Source organism: Romboutsia sp. D33t1_170424_H2 (genome assembly GCF_015669105.1).
GTDB classification, from domain to species: Bacteria; Bacillota; Clostridia; order Peptostreptococcales; family Peptostreptococcaceae; genus Romboutsia_C; species Romboutsia_C hominis.
In genome coordinates, this window is record NZ_JADOZQ010000001.1 from 546,460 (window position 1) to 565,909 (window position 19,450).

The 19,450-nt window shown below is 27.6% G+C and carries 17 protein-coding genes; all 17 read left to right on the forward strand.

Going from position 1 to position 19,450, the window contains the following annotated elements:
- The first annotated feature begins 11 nt into the window (after window positions 1-11).
- Complete coding sequence (locus I4U66_RS02835; RefSeq protein ID WP_195928435.1) at window positions 12-575, forward strand: propanediol/glycerol family dehydratase medium subunit; 564 nt, start codon at window positions 12-14, stop codon at window positions 573-575.
- 20 nt (window positions 576-595) lie between these two features.
- Entirely contained in the window at window positions 596-1,018 is a 423-nt protein-coding gene (locus I4U66_RS02840; protein ID WP_195237064.1) for a diol dehydratase small subunit, read from the forward strand.
- A gap of 22 nt (window positions 1,019-1,040) precedes the next feature.
- Window positions 1,041-2,858 (forward strand): diol dehydratase reactivase subunit alpha, encoded by a 1,818-nt coding sequence (locus I4U66_RS02845; protein ID WP_092926340.1) that lies wholly within the window; start codon window positions 1,041-1,043, stop codon window positions 2,856-2,858.
- A gap of 10 nt (window positions 2,859-2,868) precedes the next feature.
- Complete coding sequence (locus tag I4U66_RS02850; protein WP_207733512.1) at window positions 2,869-3,225, forward strand: glycerol dehydratase reactivase beta/small subunit family protein; 357 nt, start codon at window positions 2,869-2,871, stop codon at window positions 3,223-3,225.
- Window positions 3,226-3,239: 14 nt separating this feature from the next.
- A complete protein-coding gene (locus tag I4U66_RS02855; protein WP_195928436.1) occupies window positions 3,240-3,674 on the forward strand; it encodes a GlcG/HbpS family heme-binding protein in 435 nt (144 codons plus the stop codon).
- 126 nt (window positions 3,675-3,800) lie between these two features.
- Complete coding sequence (locus I4U66_RS02860) at window positions 3,801-4,508, forward strand: MIP/aquaporin family protein (protein WP_195928437.1); 708 nt, start codon at window positions 3,801-3,803, stop codon at window positions 4,506-4,508.
- A gap of 283 nt (window positions 4,509-4,791) precedes the next feature.
- Window positions 4,792-5,691 carry a D-alanine--D-alanine ligase gene (locus I4U66_RS02865; protein ID WP_195928456.1) on the forward strand — a complete coding sequence of 300 codons (900 nt, stop codon included), beginning with the start codon at window positions 4,792-4,794 and terminating at the stop codon, window positions 5,689-5,691.
- 101 nt (window positions 5,692-5,792) lie between these two features.
- Window positions 5,793-6,617 carry a hypothetical protein gene (locus tag I4U66_RS02870; RefSeq protein WP_195928438.1) on the forward strand — a complete coding sequence of 275 codons (825 nt, stop codon included), beginning with the start codon at window positions 5,793-5,795 and terminating at the stop codon, window positions 6,615-6,617.
- A 35-nt stretch (window positions 6,618-6,652) separates the two neighbouring features.
- Complete coding sequence (gene pdxR / locus I4U66_RS02875) at window positions 6,653-8,095, forward strand: MocR-like pyridoxine biosynthesis transcription factor PdxR (protein ID WP_195928439.1); 1,443 nt, start codon at window positions 6,653-6,655, stop codon at window positions 8,093-8,095.
- A 221-nt stretch (window positions 8,096-8,316) separates the two neighbouring features.
- Window positions 8,317-9,576, forward strand: coding sequence for a cytochrome P450 (locus tag I4U66_RS02880; RefSeq protein ID WP_207743602.1), 1,260 nt, complete (start codon window positions 8,317-8,319; stop codon window positions 9,574-9,576).
- Window positions 9,577-10,079: 503 nt separating this feature from the next.
- A complete protein-coding gene (locus I4U66_RS02885; RefSeq protein ID WP_195928440.1) occupies window positions 10,080-10,337 on the forward strand; it encodes a hypothetical protein in 258 nt (85 codons plus the stop codon).
- Window positions 10,338-10,834: 497 nt separating this feature from the next.
- A complete protein-coding gene (locus I4U66_RS02890; protein WP_195928441.1) occupies window positions 10,835-11,488 on the forward strand; it encodes an iron-containing alcohol dehydrogenase in 654 nt (217 codons plus the stop codon).
- 138 nt (window positions 11,489-11,626) lie between these two features.
- Entirely contained in the window at window positions 11,627-13,597 is a 1,971-nt protein-coding gene (locus I4U66_RS02895) for a sensor histidine kinase (protein ID WP_195928442.1), read from the forward strand.
- A 161-nt stretch (window positions 13,598-13,758) separates the two neighbouring features.
- Window positions 13,759-15,540 (forward strand): BglG family transcription antiterminator, encoded by a 1,782-nt coding sequence (locus I4U66_RS02900; RefSeq protein ID WP_271970330.1) that lies wholly within the window; start codon window positions 13,759-13,761, stop codon window positions 15,538-15,540.
- A gap of 168 nt (window positions 15,541-15,708) precedes the next feature.
- A complete protein-coding gene (pfkB, locus tag I4U66_RS02905; protein WP_195928443.1) occupies window positions 15,709-16,626 on the forward strand; it encodes a 1-phosphofructokinase in 918 nt (305 codons plus the stop codon).
- A 3-nt stretch (window positions 16,627-16,629) separates the two neighbouring features.
- On the forward strand, window positions 16,630-18,522 hold the full coding sequence (locus I4U66_RS02910; protein WP_195928444.1) for a PTS fructose transporter subunit IIABC: 1,893 nt from the start codon (window positions 16,630-16,632) through the stop codon (window positions 18,520-18,522).
- 278 nt (window positions 18,523-18,800) lie between these two features.
- A complete protein-coding gene (locus tag I4U66_RS02915) occupies window positions 18,801-19,403 on the forward strand; it encodes a manganese efflux pump MntP (RefSeq protein WP_092926315.1) in 603 nt (200 codons plus the stop codon).
- The last annotated feature ends 47 nt before the right edge of the window (window positions 19,404-19,450 follow it).

Here is a 19,450-nt window from a genome sequence, read left to right on the forward strand (position 1 = left end):
AGTTGATATAGATGGATAAGTTTATAATGCCAACTCTTCAAATAGAAGAAATGGGAGAAGCTAGTGTTGGAACAAGATCAGATGAAGTAGTTATAGGGATAGGACCTGCATTTTTAAAATATCAAACTAAAACTATAGTTAATATAAAACATGATGAAGTATTAAGAGAACTTATAGCAGGTATAGAAGAAGAGGGATTACATGCTCGTGTTGTTAGAATACTAAGAACTTCTGATGTCTCATTTATGGCAAATGATGCTGCGAAATTAAGTGGTTCAGGAATTGGTATAGGTATTCAATCTAAGGGAACAACAGTTATACATCAAAAGGATTTACTTCCACTAAACAATGTAGAACTTTTTCCACAAGCACCTCTTTTAGATTTAGATACTTTTAGAGCAATAGGAAAAAATGCAGCAAAATATGCAAAGGGAGAGTCACCAAATCCAGTACCAACTAAAAATGATCAAATGGCTAGACCAAAGTTTATGGCAATAGCTGCATTACTTCATATAAAGGAAACGAAACATATTATAGAAAATAAAAAACCAAATGATATAAAAGTTAAATTCTAATTATAGAAAGGAGAAATTTCATGCAAAAAAATAGAATAACACCTAAGGATTATCCTTTAGCAACTAAGATACCAAATCTTATAAAGACTCCAACAGGTAAAAAACTAGAAGATATAACATTAGAAAGTGTTATGTCACAAGATATAAAGCCTGAAGATATAAGAATATCTAAAGAAACTTTAGAAATGCAAGCTCAAATAGCTGAAGGAATGAATAGAAATGCAATAGCAAGAAATTTTAGAAGAGCAGGTGAACTTATAAGTGTTCCTGATGAAAGAATATTAGAAATATATAATGCATTAAGACCTTTTAGATCTACAAAAGAAGAATTACTTGAAATAGCTGATGAACTTGAAAACATTTATGACGCTAAAGTAAATGCAGACTTTATAAGAGAAGCGGCAGAGGTTTATGAAGTTAGAAAAAAACTAAGAATAGAATAATAAATAAAAGGATGTAAGCAAAATGAAAATAATAGCAGGTGTAGATATTGGAAATGCTACTACCGAAGTAGCACTTGCAAAAGTTTATGATGATAAAGTAGATTTTATTTCTAGTAGTATTGTCCCAACTAGTGGAATAAAAGGAACAAAAGAGAATATAAATGGTGTAATTTCATCTTTAAATATTGCTCTTAATAATGCAAAGCTAAAAATGGAAGATTTAGATTTAGTAAAAATAAATGAAGCAGCTCCAGTTATAGGAGATGTAGCTATGGAAACTATAACTGAAACTATAATAACTGAATCAACTATGATAGGGCATAACCCAGCTACACCTGGTGGAGAAGGTTTAGGTATAGGTAAAACCATAGATATAAGAGATTTAGAAAATTTAGAAGATATAGATTTAAAAGAAAGTTATATTCCTCTTGTGTTAGAAGATATAAATTTTTTAGAAGCATCATATAGAATAAATTTTGCAGTTGAAAGAGGAATAAATATAACTGGTGCCATTGTTCAAAGAGATGATGCAGTATTAATAAATAATAGGTTAGATAAAAAAATACCAATAGTAGATGAAGTAACTCTACTTGAAAAAGTACCTATAGGCATGCTATGTGCAGTTGAAGTTGCTATGCAAGGAAAGGTTATAGATAAGTTGTCAAATCCTTATGGAATAGCAACTGTGTTTAATTTAACTTCTGAAGAAACTAAGATGATTGTTCCTATATCTAGAGCACTTATAGGAAATAGATCTGCAGTAGTTATAAAGACTCCTAAAGGGGATGTTAAGGAGAAAAAAATTCCTGCTGGTAAGATAATTATCGAAGGGGAAAGAAGAAAAGAAATAGTTGATGTTGACCAAGGTGCTAAGAAGATAATGGATGGAGTTAATTTAAGTTTACCAGTTTGTGATATAAAAGGTGAAGCTGGAACTAATGCAGGTGGAATGATTGAAAGAGTAAGGCAAGTAATGAGTGAGCTTACTAATCAAAACATATCAGATATAAAGATTCAAGATTTATTAGCGGTAGATACATTTACTCCACAAAACGTAAAAGGTGGACTTGCAAAAGAGTTTTCAATGGAAAATGCTGTAGGAATAGCAGTTATGGTTAAAGCAGATAAACTCCAAATGCAAATGATAGCAGATGAACTTGAAGAAAAGCTAAAGATAAAAGTAGAAGTTGGTGGAGTAGAAGCTGACGTTGCTATAAAAGGAGCATTAACAACTCCAGGTACTAGCGTACCTCTTGCAATACTTGATATGGGAGCAGGTTCAACAGATGCTTCTATAATGAATAATAAAGGTGAAGTTAAATCAATACATTTAGCAGGTGCAGGAAATATGGTAACTATGCTTATAAAATCAGAACTTGGCCTTGAAGATTTTTCAACAGCTGAAGATATAAAGAAGTATTCTTTAGCAAAGGTAGAATCGCTATTTAATATAAGACATGAAGATGGAAGTGTAGAATTTTTTGAAAAACCACTAGACCCATCAGTTTTTGCAAAAGTTGTAATTATAAAAGATAATGAACTGATTCCTATAGATGGTCAAAATTCAGTTGAAAAAATAAAAAATATAAGAAGATTAGCTAAAGAAAAAGTGTTTGTTACTAACTGTCTAAGATCACTTAGTATAGTGTCTCCTACAGGCAATATTAGAGATATTGAATTTGTAGTATTAGTTGGAGGCTCATCCCTAGACTTTGAAGTACCACAACTTATAACTGATGCACTATCTCACTATGGAGTTGTAGCAGGTAGAGGAAATATAAGAGGAATAGAAGGTCCAAGAAATGCAGTAGCAACAGGACTTATATTAGCATCTAAATAAGGAGCAAGCTATGATTATAAAGAGTTATGATTTAGATACACCTAGTATATATGTATATCACTCAGCTGATACAGATATAGATGAATTTAAGGAAGTTTTGTGGGGAATAGAAGAAGAAGGAATTCCGTATATAGTAAAACAAATGAAATTTAATAACTGTGAAACTTTAAGTCATGAAGCATCTTTAAAATCTAGGTTGTCTGTAGGAATTGGTATAAATAAAGAAAAGATAATCTTAACAACTAATAAATTAAAAAAAGATAGACCATTATTTTGTATAGATTTTAATCAAGAATTAAGATCATTTAGAAACCTAGGAGCTAACGGAGCAAGATTAGTTAAAGGAATTGAACTTAAGAAAATATAAAGAGGTGATATTACTTGAAAAAATTAAATGAATATAAAGAATTAAGCTTAGAAATAGTTAAAGAAATGGCTAAAGCAGCAGAAAAAAAAGCTTTAGAAATAAATGTACCTGTAGTATTTTCAGCAGTTGATAAAGGTGCAAACCTTATGTTAATGCATAGAATGGAAGATGCTTTTATAACAAGTATAGAAATCTCAATAAACAAAGCATTTACATCTGCTTGTTTAAAACAAGGAACTCATGAGATAAGTGAAGTTGTTCAACCAGGAGAATCTTTATATGGACTTCAACTTACAAACAATGCTAGGATAGTTCCTTTTGGTGGAGGTCTACCAATTGTAGTAGATGGACAAGTTGTAGGAGCTGTAGGTGTAAGTGGAGGATCAGTAGAAGAAGATAGATTAATAGCACAAGCTGCTGTTGATGCTTTTCATAAAGTTAATAGCTAATAACATAAGACAAGCAGTTGATATTTGTGAGAATTTATAAGCTAGAATAAATATGGCTTATGTATCATTATTAGCTAGTATTATCCCCCTTCAGAAATGAGGGGGGAATTTAATGGGAGAAATATTATGGATTTAAGATTTTTTGCAGAATTAGTAGGAACGATGATATTAGTATTACTAGGAGACGGAGTTGTAGCTAATGTAATACTTAAAAAAACAAAAGGTGTAAATGGTGGAATAATATCTATAACAGCTGGGTGGGCATTTGCAGTTACCATACCAGTATTTATGTTTGGTAATATAAGTGGAGCTCATTTTAATCCAGCAGTAACATTAGCTCTTGCATCTATTGGAAAGTTTCCGTGGGAAGATGTTCCAATGTATTTAATAGCACAATTTATAGGAGCATTTATAGGAGCTTCATTAGTATTAATTTCTTATTATGACCATTTTAAATTAACTGAAGATAAAAGTATTAAATTAGGTGTATTTTGTACAGCTCCAGAAGTTAGAAACTTAAAGTCAAACTTTATAACTGAATTTATAGGAACTTTTATATTAATGTTTGCAATATTAGGTATAGGAGCATATACATTAGCTGAAGGAATAAGTCCGATTGCAGTAGGTATAGTAGTATGGGGCATAGGTTTAAGTTTAGGAGGACCTACAGGATATGCTATAAATCCAGCTAGAGATTTAGGGCCAAGACTTGCACATTTTATACTACCAGTTCCAAATAAAGGAGATTCTGACTGGCAATATGCTCCAATACCAGTTATAGCACCTATATGTGGAGCTATAGTTTCAGCATTTATTTACAATATGATATTTTAATGTTAAATATATATGTATATACTAAAATAAATGTTGCATTAGCAATAAAAATAAACTAAATAATGCTTAATATAACTTTGCAAATAATATTAATTTAAAAAAAGCCATATATAAGTAGAAATATATTCATACTTATATATGGCTTTTTATATGAAAATAACAGTGGTACCACTACTACTTAAAACTTACATATATGTGGTACTTTAAATAAAGCTCATTTAATCATATAATCTTAATATAAACAAGAAAAGAACTAATTGACATATAGGAGATGGATAAAATGATGAAGGTTGGAGTTATAATGGGTGGTGTATCTTCAGAAAGAGAAGTATCACTAAAATCAGGAAGAGGAATACTAGGTAGCATAGATAAAAATAAATATGAAGTAGTAGAAGTAATATTAGATTCAAAACAAGATATATTTGAAAAAGCAAAAGGATTAGACTTTGCACTACTTGCACTACATGGAGAATTTGGAGAAGACGGAACAGTTCAAGCAATACTTGAAGCAATGGATATACCATACTCAGGATGTGGACCTTTAACTAGTGGTTTATGTATGGACAAAAATATGAGTAAAAAAATATTAAAAGAAGGAAACATACCAACAGCTCCTTGGACTACTGTAAAGGACTTAGATAAAATAGATTATGACAAAATAGAAGAGATTGGATATCCTTTATTTATAAAGCCAAATAGTGGGGGTTCTAGTGTAGCTACATTTTTAATAAAAGATAAAAGTGAAATATATGATGCAGTTAAAGAAGTATTAAAATATGATAAAGAAGCTATGATAGAAAAATATATAAAAGGTGAAGAATACACTTCATTTATATTAAACGGAGAAGTATTCCCAACAATATCTATAAAAACAGAAAATGAATTCTTTGATTATGAAGCTAAATACTCACAAGATGGAAAAGGTGCAAAAGAAGAAGTAGTATACTTAGATAAAGATTTACAAGAAAAAGTAAATGAAGTTTCTAAAAAATGTTGGGATGCTTTTAACTGTAGAGTTTATGTAAGAGTTGATGTTATAATAAGTGAAGGAGTACCTTACGTTTTAGAACTTAACACATTACCAGGAATGACTGCTACTAGTTTAATACCTCAAAGTGCAAAAGCTAGAGGTATAGAGTATAGTGAGTTAATAGATAAGATAATAGAATATTCACTAGCTTAAAAGTAATTAATAAAATTTTATAAATTCTAAAACTATAAGGAGGAACGATTCGTTCCTCCTATATTTGTTATCTAAGTAAAACTAAATAAGGAGAGTATTAAATGATAGAAATTCTAATAACTAGTCTTGAAAATCTATTTGCAGTTTTAGGTACTTTTATAGTTTTTGGATTTATATTTAATGTAATTCAAATTATCAATGAAAGACTTATAGTATCTACATTTGGATTTAAAGGACTAGTAATTACAGGATATATAGGAACGGTAGTACATGAGTTAAGTCATATGATAATGGCAAAAATATTTAATCATAAAATAGTTGATTTTAAATTATTTAGACCTAAAAAAGCACTTTCAGATGGGGTATTTGGATACGTTAAGCACTCTTATAAATCAAATAGTTTGTATCAAAGGGTAGGTGATTTTTTTATAGGAATAGCACCTATGATATTTGGAACAGCTTTAATATGGTTAATAATGATGATTTTAACTCCTAATACTTATAATGATCTTATAAATAATATAAATGTCATAGATTATTTAAATAGTTTAAATAATATAGATATAAATAGTATAATAAATATTTTATTAATACAAACAAAAGTAATAATAGATAGTATGTTTTTAACTAAAGATATTTTTAGTATTAGTCATATAATAATGCTTATATTAGTTTACTTTATTTCAACTCATATGACATTAAGCAAAAAAGATATACAAGGAAGTTTAAATGGATTAGTTATATGCTACATTATATCTATAATACTAACTATAATTAGTACAATGTTAAAAAATGAAAGTATTTTTTTATTAGATTTAATTATAAAATTTAACATATATACAATATCTTTTTTAATGATTGGACTAATATTTTCAATAGTTACATTAGTTATAACTTTCCTTTTAAATAGGATTTTAAATAAATAATAAAAATACTTATTAATATAGAGGTGATATAACACTTGATATTTTCAAATATAGATTTTAATGATGAAGAACCAATATATATACAAATAAAAAATAACATAAAAGATATGATATCAAAGGGAATGCTTAATAAAGGAAGCAAATTACCTTCTACTAGAGAGCTTAGCGAAATACTAAATGTAAGTAGAAATTCAGTAATATCTGCTTTTGAAGAATTAAAGGATGAAGGGGTTATACACTCTCAAAAAGGAAAAGGAACATTTGTAAGTATATCTAATGTATATAAGGAAAATACTTGGAATATAAATTGGGATGAAAAATATAATAAATACGCAAATTTATGCGAAGAACTTGATATAGTAAAAAGTGAAATACCTTGGGAGAAAGATTTAATATCTTTTAAAAGCATATCTCCTCAAGGAGAATTGTTTGATATTGACGAAATAAAAAAATCATTTTTAAATAGAATATCTCTTGAAGGTCATAAGCTACTTAACTATGGCTATGCAAAAGGATATCAACCACTTATTAACTATTTACTTTCATATATGGAGGATAAGGGCGTTGACACTTCTAACAAAGACATATTAATAACTAATGGATTTACAGAAGGTCTTGATATAATACTATCTTCATTTACTAAAAGTGGGGACACTATTATATGTGAAAATCCTACTCACAATACTGCTATAAAGCTTTTTAAGGTTTATGATTTAAATATAGTAGGAATTGATATGACTGACAATGGAATGGATTTAGAGATTTTAGAAAAAGAGCTTAAAAATAATGATGTTAAGCTTTCATTTGTAGTTCCATCTTATCACAATCCAACGGGTATAGTTATGAGACACAAAGAAAGATATGAACTTTATAATCTTATGAAAAAGTACAATGTTCCTATAATAGAAGATGGGTTTAATGAAGAACTACTTCATACAGGTTCTCACATATGTCCAATTGCAGCCCTTGATGGTGAATCTAATGGAGTATTATATATAGGAAGCTTTTCAAAGGTACTTTTCCCTGGCATGAGAATAGGCTGGATATTAGCTGATAAGAGTATTATAAGTAAATTAGAAAGTGTTAAAAGATGTAAAAATATTCATGTATCTTTTTTAGATCAAGCTATTTTATATGATTATTTAAATAATGGATCCTTTGAAAAGTATATGAAAAAAATTAAAAAATTCTATAAAGAAAAATATGAATTTGCACTAGAATGTGTAAAAAAATATATACATACAGATTACATTATGGGCGAAGGTGGACTTCATATATTTTTGAAATTAGACAATATAAATAGTAGAGAGTTATTAACTAGGTGTTATGAAAAAGGCGTTATATTTATGTGTGGAGATGTATTTTATACAGATGATAGTGGGCATGATACATTAAGACTTGGTTTTTCAAGGCTTGATTTTGAGGATATTGAAAAAGGAATTAAGATAATTGGTTCTGTTATAGATGAGCTTAGGTAATATAAAATTAAAAATAAGCTATATAAATTATAATTTTAGTAAGAGGAACGAATAGTTCCTCTTATTTTTTACTTTAAAGAAATATTAGATAAATAAGCTATATAGAACACCATCATTTATTATATCTTTATAAACAAGTAGAATAGCTTATAATTTGTATGGAAAAAATAAAAGAGCAAAGTAATTTTTAAAACATGTAATATAAAGGAGTATATAAGATAATGCCAATTAAAGAACAAGTTCCACAAGATAAAGGTATTGACCATACTATAGCTATGTCCCAAGAGGCATATCTATTTATAAAAAATAGGGTAGATAAATATCAGTCGGATATATTTGAGACACATTTGCTAGGAGAAAAAGCAATCTGTATAGTTGGAGAGGAAGCAGCAAGGATTTTTTATGATTCAGAGTTATTTAAGCGAAATGGTGCTGCTCCAAAACGAGTACAAAAAACATTGTTTGGTATAGGTGGTGTACAGTCTATGGATGGAGAATCACATAGGCATCGTAAAAATCTTTTTATGTCATTGGCTAACTCACATCATCAAAATCAACTTTCAAAACTTCTAATGGATAAATTGCAATCATCAATTAGTAAATGGAAAGATAATAAGGAGATTGTACTTTTTGATGAGGCAAAGTATATTTTATGCTGGGTAGCATGTAATTGGGCTGGGGTTCCTCTCTTAGAATCTGAGGTAAAAGAGAGAGCAGAGGATTTTAGTGCAATGGTTGATGCCCTTGGAGCAGTAGGGCCACGATATTGGAAAGGTAAAATAGCTAGATCTAGAGCCGAAGAGTGGATAGAAAAAGTCATAGAAGATGTTCGTTCTGGTAAGCTTAAGGTTGAAGAAAGCTCAGCACTTTATGCTATGGCTTTTCATAGAGAGTTAGATGGTAGTCAACTAGATACTAAAATTGCTGCGGTGGAACTTATCAACATACTACGTCCAATTGTTGCTATCTCAACATTTATTACATTTTCGGCTTTGGCTTTATATGAGCACCCAGAGTGTAAAGAAAAACTTTTGTCTGGTAACAGTAAAGATTTTGAAATGTTTGTGCAAGAAGTTAGACGCTATTACCCATTTGGGCCATTTTTAGGGGCAAGAGTAAAAAAGGATTTTGCTTGGAATAAATACGAATTTAAAAAAGACATGCTTGTTATTCTTGATATTTATGGTACAAATCATGATTCACGAATATGGGAGAAGCCTTTTGAATTTATACCAGAGCGTTTTAAAGAGCGTAATGAGAGCTTATTTGATTTTATTCCTCAAGGTGGCGGAGATCCTGCAAAAGGTCATCGCTGTCCAGGGGAAAAAATTACAATTGAAATCATGAAAGCTAGTATTGATTTTCTTATTAATAAGATTGAGTTTGAAGTACCTAATCAGGATTTAAGTTATAGCCTAGAAAGGATACCTACGTTGCCTAAAAGTGGATTTGTAATGAACAATATTAGACGAAAAATTTAGTTTCTTAATGTTTGATTATAATAGAATAAAATTAAAATAATTAAACTTTATAAATTCTAAAACTACAAGGAGGAACGAATCGTTCCTCCTTATTTTTTACTTCAAAAGTAATCACAATTACAAATTAATAAAAAGTGAAAATAGTCATATTTTAAGAAAGTATATTACTAGAAATAATACTGGGCAAAGCTAAAAGTTTAAGTTATAGCACTGTATCTAGATACAACATTATTGGTAAAAACATAGATTTTAAATTTTTAGAAGAGTTTGTTAAATCTATTAATAATTAAATAAAAAATAGTAGCAGATGCTCCTGTTTTATACTAATTTTAAAATATATTTCTAAAATTCAAACTTTTTGATACGTATTATGATTACAATGTAATTAGAAAATAAAATATGTAATTAAGATAGTGAGATAAGGAGGATAATATCTTGAAAAAAATTATATCATTATTATTAACAAAGCCTCTAACTTATGGATTGGAAATGAATATTTTGAGATGATAAATATTTTAAGATCTAATGGAGGTGGTTGGAAAACTGAATGGGTAGATTTATACAACAATGGGCATAGAGGATTAATTTGTATTATGTTAGATGTAGTTAATATAGATGAAGTTTATAACTTATTAAATAAAAAAAGTATTGAAATTACAAAACCTGAGCATTTAAAATTTAAATGGTTTTTCAACATGCTTACAAGAACTATGCCTTGGCAAAATAGTTATATTAATTTTTTTGAAGGAATTCCATTGTAAATTGGATTTCAACAAATGAATGATGAAAAATCTCGAAAGTTTATGAATGAATATATGATTCCAAATAGCAGAGACAATGATATCATTGGTATAAGTGAAGTTATAGTAAGATGACCATTAACTAATAATGATATAAAGCTTATTCATAATATATTTGATATTTATATACTCAAACAGAACCTTTAACTATACAATTAAATCAACAACACGTCTTAGTTTTTGAAGATAGCGAAAGTTATTCAGTCGATATAATTACCAAATGTAACAATAAAAGCTTTAATAATAAAAGTATATCTATAGAAAATATTGCTATTAAGAATATATAGTTCATTATTTAATATAATTCCTATTAAATAATGAACCTTGAGCAATAAATTCATATCCTACTTCTTTTAAATTCAAAGACTTAAATAAGTTATTACAGCATAAACTTAAATTATTAATATTACTAGATAGTATAGGCCCAACTATCTTTTTATGATCTATAATAGCTATACTTGCATACTAATGGAGGAGAAATAAAAGATTACGAAGGTGTTAATAAATCAAAACTACCTCAATTACCACTAATATGTGTAAACACAACAGCAGGAACAGGTAGTGAGTTAACAATATTCTCTATAATAACAGATGAAGAAAGACATGTTAAAATGGCTTTAGTAGAGAAAAATATGACTCCAATATGCGCAGTTAATGATGGACAAAATTTAATCGCTCGTGAAAATATGGCATATGCTGAGTGTTTAGCAGGAGTTGCATTTAACAATACATCATTAGGGTATGTTCATGTTATAGCTCATCAATTAGGTGGATTTTATGATTCACCTCATGGAGTATGTAATGCAGTATTACTTCCAAGAGTTGAGAAGTTTAATGCTAAAGTATGTGCAAATAGATTAAAAGATGTTGCTAAGTTTATGGGCATAGACGTATCTAATATGAATGATGAAGAAGGGGCTAATGCTTGTATAAATGCTATAGAAAAATTATCAAAAGCTGTAAATATACCAACAGGACTTAAAGAACTTGGAGTGAAAGAAAAAGATTTTGACACTTTAGCAGCTAATGTATTAAAAGATGCTTGTGGTTTAACTAATTCAATAACTGCTACTCATGAAGAAATAAAAGAAATACTTAAATTATCTATGTAATAAATATAAATATTAATATATAGCCTAAGGATTATTTCCTTAGGTTTATTTATTTTAAATAAAAATAATAAAGGGAAAAAACAAATAATGTAGAATTATTAAATCTTGAGTATATTTTGAGACAGGGAGATTTAATAAATGACAAAATTTAAGAAAATAATATACATATTAACTGTTATATTAATGACACAGATGTTTATATCTAAAATACATGCAAAAAGTACAAAAGATGCGTCATTTAACGTTTTAGTACTAAACTCTTATCATCAAGGACATTACTGGGAATCAAATATAACAATGGGGCTTAAAAATTATATATCAAATAATAATGAGTCAAATATAAACTTTAAAGTTGAATATTTAGATTTTAGAGTTAATCACAATAAAGAATATATAAAATCATTAAAAGATATGTTAAGTAAAAAGTACCCAAAGGGAAGTATAGATGTTATATATACAGTAAATGATGAAGCTTATGAAGTTTTTAAAAATGAAGTAAAAAATATAAATAGTAATTTTTATAAATTACCTCTTTTATTTAGTGGAGTAGATAACAATTTAGAAGAAACTAGCAAAGAAAAAGAAAATATGGCAGGTATATATCACCGTGATGATACATTAGATTTAATGATTTTAATGAAAGACTTAACTCCTAAAGCAAGATATATAAATATAATAACAGAAGAATCAGGATATGGATATTCTATTTATAAGGAAGTAACAAGGATAGTAGATAGATACTTAAAAGATCAAGTAAAAATAAGACATATAAAAAGTAATTATTTAGAAGATATAACAAAAGAATTAAGTGAGATTAAAAACTCAGAAGATACTATTAATGTAATAGGAGGAGAATTTCAGTACGAGAATTCAGGAAAGTATATAGCTCCTATAGAAGTTATAAGCACAATAAAAAATTATAGCAGTGCACCAATATACTCTAACGATCAAACCTATATGAATGCTGGGATATTAGGTGGTAGCATGGATATAGGGCAAGAACAAGGTAGTATAATTGGAGAGATGATAATTAAGTTAAAAAGTGGAGAAAAAATAGAAAATATTAAAAGTGTTCCAGAACCTAAAGTAAAATCATACGTAGATTATAACAGTATATATGAGTATAATATTAATCCTTTTTCTGTAATAAAGGATGTAGTTGTTTTAAATAAAGATCCTTTTGAATTACTAATTCCTACATGGATGAAAGGAGTTTTAATATTTTTACAAATCATATCAATAATAATTATTATAGGTATAATCATAATTTTTATTAGATTTAGAAATGATAAATTAAAAAGAATAGAAATACAAAAAAGAGCAAAAGAAAGAGAGAAATTAAAATCAGATTTTATAGTTAATCTAAGCCATGAATTAAGAACACCTATAAATATAATATTAGGAACAACTAAAGTATTAGAAAAAAGTCTTGAAAAAGGAAATCTAGATAAAGATTATATATTAAGTAAGCTAGAAAATGTAGATAAAAATGCCTATAGACTGCTTAAAATATCAAATAATATAATAGATATGACTAAAGCTGAATCTGGAATGTTAAAATTAAACTTAGAAAATTGCAATATAGTATGTGTTGTAGAAGATATATTTGAGTCTAGTATAGATTTTGCAAGAAGAAAAAATATTGATATGGTATTTGACACAGAATGTGAAGAGGTAAAAGTAGCTATAGATATATTTCAAATTCAAAGAGTTATATTAAATTTGTTATCAAATGCTATAAAGTTTACACCTGAAAATGGAGTTATAAGTGTGTATATTTATAAAGAAAAAGAAAATGTAGTTATTGAAGTAAAAGATAATGGAGTAGGTATATCAAAAGAAAAGGTTGATTATATATTTCATAGATTTTATCAAGTGGACAACTTATATACTAGACACAATGAAGGTAGTGGAATAGGACTTTGTATAGTAAAGGAAATAATAGATATTCATGATGGAAAAATACAAATAGAAAGTGAAATAAATAAAGGTTCTACTTTTAAGATATGCCTTCCTAGACATTTGAAAGTAAATGAAATGCAAAATGAAGGTTCAAGTATAAAAGATATAAATAAAATAGTAGATTTAGAAATGTCTGATGTATATTAATTAGTAATCTGTATATAAGCTTTAAAGATGCTTATGTATAGGTTACTTTACTTTAAAAATAAATGATAAATACTTAGTAAATGAAAATAAATTTTTATTTGAAACTATAATTACACTTATAGTAGAATAAAATAATAGATAAAAAATTATAATAAGGATTGATGATATTGACATATATTTTAAACAGTAGACAAGTTAAGATAATTAATATATTAAACAAAAGTACACAACCTATAACTAGTAAGGCTTTAGCATATGAACTAGATTGTTCTACAAAAACAGTTCAAGGAGAAATAAAAGAGATAAACTCTACTTTAGAAAATGTAAAAATAGATTCTATAAGAGGAAAAGGATATATATTAGTTGGAAATGTAGATTCTATTATTGATAAAGATGATGAACAAACTAACGTTAATATAGATAGAGTAGGATATATATTAAAAAAGATACTACTACTTTATAAAGATAAAACATTGAAAATAGAAAGTTTAGCAGATGAAATGTATGTTAGTCTATCTACCATAAAAAATGACTTAAAAGAAGTTAAAGTTATACTTGAAAATTATAATTTAAAAACTATATCAAAACATAAGCTAGGTATTAGTATTTCAGGAGATACTAAAAATATAATAAAGTGTATAATAGAAAGTAGCTTAAAGTACAAAAACATAAATATTGAAGACTTTTTTAGTGACATTGTAGCTTCAAATATATCTTCAATAAGAAGTGAAATATTATACAATATACATAAAAAACATATAATATTTACTGATTATGAATTTAATAATATATTCAATTATATACTACTATCACTATCATTAGAAGATAATAATAATTATAAAGAATTTATAAAAATATATATTAATAACTACCAAGAAAAAATAAACAGTAATTACAATAAAGAATATGAAGAAAAAGTACTAAGCTCTATAGATGAGTTTATTAAAAATTTAAAATTAGCTACATCTATAGATTTAAGTAATGATAATATATTTAAAAAGTATTTATATAAGCATATACTTAGTTTTTGTACTAATAAAGAACTAAACATAAATACTCAAAGTATAATAGCAAGCGATATAAAGGCTAAGTATCCATTTGCATTTGAACTAGCAACTATTGCAAAAAATACATTAGAAAAAGATTTAGATATTAAAATAGATGAAAATGAGATTGCAAATATTGCAATTCATATAGGAGGAGCATTACAAAGAACTTCTCATAAAGAAAACAAAAAAGTATTAAAAGCTATAATAGTATGTGCATCAGGCATTGGAACATCTATGCTTATAAAGGCAAAGATTGAAGCTAAATTTGATAAAAGAATTGAAATACTAAAAGTAATTCCTTCTTACTTAATAGATTTTATAGGAGTACTTGATGTAGATTTTATAATATCTACGGTACCTATAGATATTAAAAATATTCCTGTTATAAATGTATCACCATTTTTAGATGAAAAGGAAATAATGATAATAGAAAAGTTTATAGATACAGGTAAAATTTATTATAATATAAATTTATCTGAAATATTTGATAAGGATTTATTCTTTACAGACTTAGATTTTGATAATAAATATGACGTAATAGATTATATGTCTGATAAATTACTTAAAAAGAACTATATAGATGAAGAAATGAAATTATCTTATATAGATAGAGAAAAGATAGCTACAACAGAAATTGGGAATATGGTAGCTATTCCTCATGGAGCTAAAGGAAAGGTTTATAAAAATGCTATAGCAATAGGAATATTTAAAAAAAGCATAAACTGGGAAGTAGGAGACGTAAGGCTTATAGTAATGCTTTGTATACAAAAAGATAGTACGCTAAATTATGAAGACTTACTTTCAAATATATACAAAAGAATAGATTCTATAGCTAAAGTTATAAGTATATGTGAATCTAAAAATTATGATAAGTTTATAGCTATGTTTAAGTAAATCTAGTTTAACTTATAACTTGTAAAAAATTTAATATAATAAAGGCAAAAATATGCATTTATATTTAATAGATAAATTTCTCTTTTAAGTAAGAGAAATTTTTTGTCTTTTAGGAAAAGGTATTCTGAAATATTATAAATATATAGGATAACACAACGAGGTGATAAAATGATTTATACAGTTACACTTAATCCATCTATAGATTATGTAATAAAGCTAGATAATCTAAAAAATGGAGAAGTAAATAGAACTAAAGAAGAACATGTATATCCAGGTGGTAAAGGTATAAACGTATCTTTAATATTAAAAGAACTAGGATATGAAAGTAGAGCACTAGGATTTGTTAGTGGATTTACTGGTAATTATATAAAAGATGTATTAAGAGACAAAGGATTAAATGAAGATTTTATAAATATAGAAAATGGATTTACAAGAATAAATGTTAAGGTTAAAAGTGATGAAGAAACAGAGATAAATGGTCAAGGTCCAAATATAAGTGACAAAGACTTAAATAGATTATATGAAAAATTAGATGCTCTTAGAGAAAATGATGTATTAGTATTAGCAGGAAGTATACCCAATACTTTAGATTCTTCTCTTTATGAAAATATAATGAAAAGGCTAGAAAATAAAAATATAAAAATAGTAGTAGATGCAACTAAAAATTTATTAATAAATGTGTTAAAACATAAACCATTTTTAATAAAACCAAACAACCATGAATTAGAAGAATTATTCAATGTTAAATTAGAAACTACTGATGACATAATAACTTATGCTAGAAAGTTAAAAGATATGGGAGCTAAAAATGTATTAGTATCAAGAGGAAAAGATGGAGCATTACTTATAACAGAAAATGGAGAAACATTTATAAGTAACGCAGCAAAAGGAAAAGTTAAAAACTCAGTAGGTGCAGGAGATTCTATGGTAGCTGGATTTATAGCTGGATATCTAAATTCAAAAGATTACAAGGAAGCTTTAAAGCTAGGAGCAGCTAGTGGAGGTGCGACAGCTTTTTCTAATGATTTAGCAAATAAAGAACATATATATAGCTTAATAGATGAAATAAATGTAGAAAGGAGATAAGCTATGAAAATAGTAGATTTAATAAATAAAAAATCTATAAATCTCAACTTAAAAGCAGCTGATAAAAGTGATGCAATAGATAAACTAGTAGATTTAGTAGAAAATAGTGGCAATTTAAATAATAAAGAAGAATATAAAAAAGCAATAATAGCTCGTGAAAATCAAAGTACAACAGGAATAGGAGAGGGAATAGCTATACCTCATGCTAAAACTAGTTCAGTTAAAAATGCTTGTTTAGCTGCAGCTGTTTGTAAAGATGGTGTAGATTATGAATCTTTTGATGGTAGCCTATCACATTTATTTTTTATGATAGCAGCACCAGAGGGAGCTAATAATACTCACTTAGAAGTATTATCAAAATTATCTACAATACTAATGGATGAAGAATTTAGAGAAAAACTTATAAATGCTAAAAGTGAAGATGAGTTTTTAAGTTTAATAGATAAAAAAGAAAAAGAGAAATTTCCAGAGGAAAAAGAAGAAAAAATAGAAGTAATTAAAGAAAAAGCTTCAAAATACCCAAAAGTATTAGCAGTTACAGCTTGCCCAACAGGTATAGCACATACTTTTATGGCGGCAGAAAGCCTAAACAAACAAGCTGATAAAATGGGCGTTAGCATAAAGGTAGAAACTAATGGTTCATCTGGGGCTAAAAATGTATTAACTAAAGAAGAAATAGAAAATGCAACAGCTATAATAGTAGCAGCAGATAAAAAAGTTGATATGGCTAGATTTAACGGAAAAAAAGTTATAATAACTAAAGTTGCTGATGGAATACACAAAGCAGAAGAGTTAATAACTAAAGCAGAAAATGGAGATGCACCTATATATAATCACGGCGGCAATGTAGAAACAAAAGAAGAAAGTAGTGACGAAAGTACATTTAGAAAAGTATATAAGCATTTAATGAATGGTGTATCAAACATGCTACCATTTGTAGTAAGCGGAGGTATACTAATAGCTTTAGCATTTTTACTTGATGATTACTCAATAAACCCAGATACTTTTGGGTCAAACACACCACTTGCAGCCTTCTTTAAATCAATAGGAGATACTGCTTTTAAATTTATGTTACCAGTACTAGCAGGATATATTGCATATAGTATAGCTGATAGACCAGCTTTAGTAGTAGGATTTGTTGGAGGCGCATTAGCAAATACTGGTGGTTCAGGTTTCTTAGGAGCATTACTTGCCGGTTTTATAGCAGGATACTTAGTAGTAGGACTTAAGAAAGTATTTAGTGTATTACCAGATTCACTAGATGGTATAAAGCCAGTACTTTTATATCCTCTATTTGGAACACTTTTAATGGGTATTATAATGACATTTATAATAATACCTCCAGTAGCAGCACTTAATTTAGGAATAACTAATTTCTTAAATGGACTTGGAACAAGCTCTAAATTAATACTTGGATTAATACTTGGTGGTATGATGGCAATAGATATGGGTGGACCAATAAATAAAGCAGCTTATGTATTTGGAGTAGCATCACTACAATCAGGTCAATTTGAAATAATGGCAGCAGTTATGGCAGGTGGTATGGTACCTCCTTTAGCAATAGCACTTGCTACAACTTTCTTTAAAAATAGATTTACAAAAGAAGAAAGAGAATCAGGTAAGGTTAACTATGTAATGGGATTATCATTTATAACAGAAGGGGCAATACCATTTGCAGCAGCAGACCCACTTAAAGTTATACCAGCTTGTGTATTAGGTTCAGCAACAGCAGGAGCACTTAGTATGATGTTTAACGCAACACTAAGAGCACCACATGGAGGAATATTTGTTGTTCCAGTTGTTGGTAACCCTTTAGGATACTTAGCTGCAATAGCAATAGGTTCAGTAGTAGGTATGATAGCATTAGCAGCTTTAAAAAAGCCTATAAATGAATAATATATACTTAGTTAAAAATAGATAGACTTATATAAAAATAAGTCTATCTATTTTTTATATACTAAATGATTAAAAACTTTATTTATATATAAATTTGTATTATAATAAGATGTATATCCTATCATACTGAGGGAGTAGTTTGCACGTATTGTGTGATTAGGTCAACATAATGACTAAATAGTCTGGTCTAATCTTAAAAAACGAGACTCAGGTATGCTTATTTTGCATACCTAGAGTCTCGTTATTTTTTTGCAAAAATAAAAAATTAGGAGGCAATTATGAGTATTACAGCAGTATTATTTACAGCTTTAGCACTTTCAATGGATGCTTTTGCTGTATCGGTAACAAAAGGAATGACTATTAAACATTTAACAAAATCTTTAGGTATAAAAATAGCCTTATTCTTTGGAATATTTCAAGGTGGAATGCCACTTTTAGGGTGGGTTATGGGTATTGGATTTGAAAAGTACATAAAATCTATAGATCATTGGATAGCACTTATATTATTAAGTTACTTAGGATATAAAATGATAAAAGGATTTATAGATGAAAGAAAAGAAGCAAATGAAGTAGATACTTTGTTAGCTGCTACATCTGAAGAAGAGCTTTCTACAAAGGATATTTTAGTGTTATCTGTAGCTACTAGTATAGATGCTTTAGCAGTGGGAATAAGTTTTGCTTTTTTAAGTATAAACATAGTAGAGGTATCAATAGCTATAGGTGTTATAACATTTATAATGTGTTTATTTGGAGTTTTTATAGGTAAAAAAATAGGAAACGTATTTAATGGATATGCAGAACTTATAGGTGGAATTATACTTATAGGCATAGGTATAAATATATTTAATGAACATACACATATATTTAGTCAGTTATTTTAAGTACATATAATCAAAACATAAAAAATATATGATAAAAGTATAGATAT

Bases quoted from the DNA above. Each gene is read 5' to 3' on its own strand.
- pfkB (WP_195928443.1), top strand. From the start codon at position 15,709: ATGATTTATACAGTTACACTTAATCCATCTATAGATTATGTAATAAAG.
- I4U66_RS02910 (WP_195928444.1), top strand. From the start codon at position 16,630: ATGAAAATAGTAGATTTAATAAATAAAAAATCTATAAATCTCAACTTA.
- I4U66_RS02835 (WP_195928435.1), top strand. From the start codon at position 12: ATGGATAAGTTTATAATGCCAACTCTTCAAATAGAAGAAATGGGAGAA.
- I4U66_RS02900 (WP_271970330.1), top strand. From the start codon at position 13,759: ATGATATTGACATATATTTTAAACAGTAGACAAGTTAAGATAATTAAT.
- I4U66_RS02885 (WP_195928440.1), top strand. From the start codon at position 10,080: ATGATAAATATTTTAAGATCTAATGGAGGTGGTTGGAAAACTGAATGG.
- I4U66_RS02860 (WP_195928437.1), top strand. From the start codon at position 3,801: ATGGATTTAAGATTTTTTGCAGAATTAGTAGGAACGATGATATTAGTA.
- I4U66_RS02895 (WP_195928442.1), top strand. From the start codon at position 11,627: ATGACAAAATTTAAGAAAATAATATACATATTAACTGTTATATTAATG.
- I4U66_RS02865 (WP_195928456.1), top strand. From the start codon at position 4,792: ATGAAGGTTGGAGTTATAATGGGTGGTGTATCTTCAGAAAGAGAAGTA.
- I4U66_RS02870 (WP_195928438.1), top strand. From the start codon at position 5,793: ATGATAGAAATTCTAATAACTAGTCTTGAAAATCTATTTGCAGTTTTA.
- I4U66_RS02880 (WP_207743602.1), top strand. From the start codon at position 8,317: ATGCCAATTAAAGAACAAGTTCCACAAGATAAAGGTATTGACCATACT.
- I4U66_RS02850 (WP_207733512.1), top strand. From the start codon at position 2,869: ATGATTATAAAGAGTTATGATTTAGATACACCTAGTATATATGTATAT.
- I4U66_RS02915 (WP_092926315.1), top strand. From the start codon at position 18,801: ATGAGTATTACAGCAGTATTATTTACAGCTTTAGCACTTTCAATGGAT.
- I4U66_RS02840 (WP_195237064.1), top strand. From the start codon at position 596: ATGCAAAAAAATAGAATAACACCTAAGGATTATCCTTTAGCAACTAAG.
- I4U66_RS02845 (WP_092926340.1), top strand. From the start codon at position 1,041: ATGAAAATAATAGCAGGTGTAGATATTGGAAATGCTACTACCGAAGTA.